Annotated in this window: 6 protein-coding genes; 4 read left to right on the forward strand and 2 right to left on the reverse strand. The window is 77.3% G+C overall.

Annotated features, from left to right (window positions below; genetic code table 11):
* Nucleotides 1–283: hypothetical protein (locus Q4D18_RS11045; RefSeq protein WP_303128361.1), on the forward strand; the 283-nt coding region annotated here is incomplete at its 5' end.
* 31 nt (nt 284–314) lie between these two features.
* On the forward strand, nt 315–1,052 hold the full coding sequence (locus Q4D18_RS11050) for a DUF3159 domain-containing protein (RefSeq protein ID WP_303128363.1): 738 nt from the start codon (nt 315–317) through the stop codon (nt 1,050–1,052).
* On the opposite strand, the gene Q4D18_RS11055 is transcribed toward Q4D18_RS11050, so the two are convergent.
* Both Q4D18_RS11055 and Q4D18_RS11060 read right to left on the reverse strand, forming a co-directional pair.
* Entirely contained in the window at nt 950–1,717 is a 768-nt protein-coding gene (locus tag Q4D18_RS11055) for a TrkA family potassium uptake protein (RefSeq protein WP_303128365.1), read from the reverse strand. The genes Q4D18_RS11050 and Q4D18_RS11055 overlap by 103 nt on opposite strands.
* The gene (locus tag Q4D18_RS11060) at nt 1,714–2,418 is read right to left on the reverse strand and encodes a TrkA family potassium uptake protein (protein WP_303128368.1); all 705 of its coding nucleotides are present in this window, start codon (nt 2,416–2,418) and stop codon (nt 1,714–1,716) included. Before Q4D18_RS11060 ends, Q4D18_RS11055 begins: the two co-directional genes overlap by 4 nt.
* An 80-nt stretch (nt 2,419–2,498) precedes the next feature.
* On the opposite strand from Q4D18_RS11060, the gene Q4D18_RS11065 reads away from it, so the two are divergent.
* On the forward strand, nt 2,499–4,511 hold the full coding sequence (locus tag Q4D18_RS11065) for an APC family permease (RefSeq protein ID WP_303128370.1): 2,013 nt from the start codon (nt 2,499–2,501) through the stop codon (nt 4,509–4,511).
* A gap of 104 nt (nt 4,512–4,615) precedes the next feature.
* A partial coding sequence (locus Q4D18_RS11070; protein WP_303128373.1) for a TRAM domain-containing protein occupies nt 4,616–4,794 on the forward strand: 179 nt, incomplete at its 3' end.

The following is a 4,794-nucleotide window of genomic DNA, read 5'->3' on the forward strand; positions in this document are numbered from 1 at the left end:
GGACCCGGGGGAGGAGCGGACCGGCGTCGTCGTGGCCGTGACCTTCCACGGGGCGGACGACGCCACCGTGTTCCGGGCGCAGCTGGCCTCCGCCCTGCCCCGGCCCGGACGGCTCGAGCCGCAGGACACCCTCACGCTGGTGTGGCACGGGCGCGCCCGGGTGCCCGGCGTGATGCCCGGGGCCTGGCTGCGGCTGCGCGGGCGCGTGCACACGGTGGACGGGGCGCCCACCGTGCACAACCCGGAGTTCCACCTCCTCGACGAGGCCCCGACCGCGAGCTGACCGGCCCGCCGGTCCCACCCCAGGAGAGCCCATGACCGCCACCCCGCCCCCCGCCGACCCCGCACGCCCGTCCGAGTCCGCCGGCCCCGACGCCGCCCGCGCGGGACTCGCGGCCGGCCCCGCCGTCGACGAGCGCGGCCGCCTGGACCCGCTCGCGAGCGTGGGCGGGGTGCGCGGGATCGTGGAGGCCTCCCTGCCCACCTTCGTGTTCCTCCTGGCCTCGCTGGTCACGGGGCAGGTGTGGCCGGCGGGGCTGGCCGCCCTCGCCGTGGCCGTGGCCATGGGCGTCGTGCGGCTGGCCCAGCGCCAGTCGCCCGTGCAGGTGCTGGCCGGCGTCGTGGTGGTGGGCCTGTCCGTGGCGCTGGCGCTGACCACGGGCCGGGCGGCCGACTTCTACGTGTGGGGCCTGGTGACCAACGCGGTCTACCTCGTGGCCATGGCCGTCTCGGTGGCGGTCCGCTGGCCGCTGGCGGGTGTGCTGTTCGGCCTGGTCCGCGGCGAGGGCACCGAGTGGCGGACCTCCCCGGCCCGGCGGCGGCAGTACGCGGCGGCCACCTGGATCGTGGCCGGCGTCTTCGCCGCCCGCCTGGCCGTGCAGCTGCCGATGTACCTGGCGGACGCGGCCACCGGGCTGGGGATCGCCCGCGTGGTCATGGGCCTGCCCCTCTACGCGCTGGGGCTCTGGCTGGCCTGGTCCGTGTCCTCGCCGCGCGGCTCGGCCCCCGGCGCCCCGGCCTCCGCCCCGTCCACGGACGCCCGCCGCGGCTGAGCCGCCACGGGGCCCACGAGCAGCCGGCGCAGGGCCGCCTCCGCCTCGGGGGCGGCCAGGAAGAACAGCTCGTCGGCCTCCTCCAGGACCTCGTCCGGGGCGGAGGGGCGCGGCGCGCCGTCGCGGACGACGGCGAGCAGCGGCGCCTCGAGCGGCCAGGACACCGTGCCCACGCGGCGCCCGCGCAGCCAGTGCCCGGCGGGGACGCGGAACTCGGTGAGGGCGGCGCCGCCGGCCTCGAGGCGCAGCAGGCGCACGAGGTCGCCGGACTCCACCGCCTCCTCCACCAGCGCCGTCATGATGGACGGGGTGGACACGGCCACGTCCACGCCCCAGGACTCGTCGAACAGCCAGTCGTTGCGCGGGTTGTTCACGCGTGCCACAGTGCGGCGCACGCCGAACTCGCTGCGGGCCAGCAGGGAGACCACGAGGTTCGCCCGGTCGTCGCCGGTGGCCGCCACCAGCACGTCCGCGGACAGGGTCCCGGCCTCGCGCAGCACCCCCAGCTCGCACACGTCCCCGAGCACCATGCGGGCCCCTCCCACGTCCGTCTTCGCGGCGGCGTCGGGGCGGATCTCGACGACGGCCACCTCGTGGCCGTGCCGCTCCAGCTCCCGCGCGATCGAGGCGCCCACGGCGCCCGCCCCGGCGATCACGACCCTCACGCCCGGTCCTCCTCGTCGTCCTCGTCCTCGGCTCCGCGGGTGCGCGCCCGTCCGGCCTCGCCCTGCAGCAGTGCCTCCACGCGGTCCCGGTCCTCCACCGGGTACACGGCGTGCACCACGTCCCCCTCCTGCAGCACCCCGTCCGCGGCGGGCAGCACGCCCTCGCCGTAGCGGGTGAGGTAGGCGATCCGCAGGCCCGCCAGCTCCTCCACGCGGGTCAGCGGCAGCCCGCACCAGGAGCGGTGCGGCATGAACTCGGCCATCAGCAGGCGGCCGGAGGGGTCACGGCGGGTGGGGTCGGCCGTGCCCGCCGGCAGCAGCCGGTGCAGGACCTGGTCGGCCGTCCACTCCACGGAGGCCACCGTGGGGATGCCCAGGCGCTGGTACACCCGGGCGCGCTCGGCGTCGTAGATGCGCGCGACCACGTGCGGGACGTGGAAGGTCTCCCGGGCCACGCGCGCGGAGATGATGTTGGTGCTGTCGTCCGCGGTGACGGCGGCCAGCCCCTGGGCGTGCTCGATCCCGGCCCGGCGCAGCGCGTCCCGGTCGAACCCGATGCCGACGACCAGCTCGCCCGGCGCCGCACCCTCGGCCGCGTGGGCCGAGCGGTCCACGAGCGCCACCGAGTGCCCCGCGGAGTCGAGGTCCGCCGCCAGGCGGCGGCCCACCCGGCCCGCGCCGACGATCACGTAGTGGGCCATGCCCGCTCCTTCCCCGTCCGGTCGGCGTCCCGACGACGCCGGGCATCATCCTCCCACCCCCGCGGGGGTACCGTGGTCCGGTGAGCTCGCCGTCCTCGATCCTCCGCCGGGCGCTGCTGGGCCGGCCCGTGGTGTCCTCCGCGCACGCCGCGCCCCGCCTCGGCCGCTGGCGCGCACTCCAGGCCACCTCCTCGAACGCCCTCTCCTCCCTCGCTTATGCGCCGGACGAGATCATCCTGACCCTCGTGGCCGCCGGCGGCGCGCCGCTGTGGCTCGGCCCGTTCGTGGGGTGGGCCGTGGTGGCCGTCATGGTCCTGACCGTGCTGGCGTTCCGCGCCGCGGTGGTGGCCGTCCCGCAGGGCGGCATCCACCGGATGGCCCGCACCAAGCTCGGCCCGCGCTCGGGCGTCCTCGCGGCCGCGGCCCTGATGCTCGACTTCGTCTTCACCGCGGCCGTGTCCGTCGCCGCCTTCGCCCACCACCTCTCCGCGCTGGTGCCCGCCGTGGACGGGTTCACCTGGCTGGTGGCCGGGGCGGCGCTCGTCGTCGTCCTGCTCTCCGCGCTGCGCGGCGGCGCCGAGCGCTCCCGCCTCACCCCCGTGGTGGTCACCGCCTTCGTCGCGGTGCTCGCCGCGCTCGTGGCCGTCGGCCTGTGGCAGGACGGCCAGGACCGGCTGGGGGCCGCGGCGACCGCCGGGCTCACGGTGGAGGGCGCCGGGCTCGGCCCGGCCGGCGGCCTGGCCACGGCGCTGCTCGCCCTGCGGGCCTTCAGCGCCGGCTCCGTCCTGCTCACCGGCGTGGAGGTCCCCCTCTCCGTCACCCACCGCATGGCCCGCCCCGCGGTGCGCACGGTGCGCTGGGTGCTCGCCGTCCTCGCCCTCGTGGTGGGCGCCCTCACCGTGGGCGTCATGCACCTGGCCCAGCGCACGGGCGCGGTCGTGGCCCTGGACCCCTCCGCGCTGCGCCGCCCCGACGGCTCGCCGCTGGCCCCGGGGGAGGAGCCCGGCCCGGTGCTCGCCCAGCTCGCCGACGCGGTCTTCGGGCCCGGCTCCCCGGGGGCCGTCGCCGTCATCGCCGTCACCTGCCTGCTGCTGCTCGTGGCCGCCCGCGGCTCCTTCCACTCCTTCCCGGCGCTGGCCTCCCGCCTCGCCGCCGACGGGTACCTGCCCCGCCAGCTGCGCGTGCGCGGCGACCGCATGGTGCACACGTGGGGCGTGCTGATCCTGGGCGCCGGCACCCTGCTGCTCCTCGTGCTCTTCCGGGCCCGCACCGCGTTGCTGGTCCAGCTCTACGTGATCGGCGTGCTGCTGGCCTTCACCCTCGCGCTCGTGGGCATGGTGCGGCTGTGGCGCGGCAAGCTGGCCCACACCCCGGGCGCCCGCGCCCGCGCCTCCGTGCGCGTGCGCTATCTGGTCACCGCCGTCGGGCTGGCCGTGACGGGCCTGGCCGGCGTCGTCGTCCTCGTCACCCGCTTCCAGCAGGGCGCCTGGGTCGCGCTCCTGGCGATCCTCCTCGGCGCCCTCGTGATGGGCCGGATCCGCCGCCACTACGAGGCCGTGGCCGCCGAGCTCGCCCCCGACTCCCAGGACGACGCACGGGCCCTGCCCTCCCGCGTGCACGTCGTCGTGGTGGTGTCCACCCTCAACCGCCCGGCGCTGCGCGCCCTCGCGTACGCGCGCGCCACCCGCCCCTCGTCCCTGGAGGCCGTGGTGGTGGACACCGACCGGCAGGCCACCGAGCGGGTCGTCGAGGACTTCGCCCGGGCCGGGCTGCCCGTCCCGTTGACCGTGGTGGGCGCCCCCTACCGGGACACCGTGGTGCCGCTGGTGCGCCACGTGCGCTCGCGGCGCAGCCGCTCGCCGCGGGACCTCGTGATGGTCTTCATCCCCGAGCACGTGGTCCGGCCCGGCTGGCGGACGTTGCTGCACAACCGCACCGCCACGCGCCAGACGCGGCGGCTCCAGCGCGAGGCCGGCGTGATGGTCGGCTCGGTGCCGTGGCAGATCCACGAGGGGGACCCCCGTGCCGCGGACCCGGCCGCCCCGGATGCCGTGCGTCACACCCGCCGCGATCCGCACGATTCCGGGCTCTGAGGACCCCGCCGGGCGGCGGGGGCGACCCGTGCGGGCGGTACAGTGGACCAAGACGCCGTCGTCCACAAGGGCCGAGGCGCGCCCGTGCGGAGAGGAGCACAGCCATGACGGTCACGCAGAGCACGCCAGAGGCCACCGGCATCGGAGCGATCATCGAGGTGGAGACGGGGGCCATGGCCCACGGCGGCCACTGCGTCGCCCGCCACGAGGGGCGGGTCGTGTTCGTCCGCCACGCGATCCCCGGGGAGCAGGTGCGCGTCGTGCTCACCGAGGCCGAGCCGGG

It is taken from the genome of Micrococcus sp. (genome assembly GCF_030523875.1).
GTDB lineage: Bacteria > Actinomycetota > Actinomycetes > Actinomycetales > Micrococcaceae > Micrococcus.